General features: G+C 46.3%; 1 rRNA gene. It reads right to left on the reverse strand.

Features of this window, described 5'->3' with window-relative positions:
* Positions 1-187 precede the first annotated feature (187 nt).
* Positions 188-270, reverse strand: a 23S ribosomal RNA gene (locus GVL12_RS26085); the annotation flags it as partial.

The following is a 270-nucleotide window of genomic DNA, read 5'->3' on the forward strand; positions in this document are numbered from 1 at the left end:
GTCGTTTCACTGTCCTGTTCGAGATGGGAAGGAGTGGTGCCAACTTGCTATGGTCATCAGGCATAACTTTTTGCTTCGGCGTTCAGTTTGTCGAACGCTTCAGCGAATTCATAGAGACTGAAATCAGGTTATATTTGATTGCGACTTGGCATAACTAGTCTTCGATCCGCTTTGGGATCAAAGTTATAGGGTCAAGCCTCACGAGCAATTAGTATTGGTTAGCTTAACGCATTGCTGCGCTTCCACACCCAACCTATCAACGTCCTGGTC

This window comes from Pantoea sp. 18069 (assembly GCF_902706035.1).
Lineage (GTDB): Bacteria > Pseudomonadota > Gammaproteobacteria > Burkholderiales > Burkholderiaceae_C > Comamonas.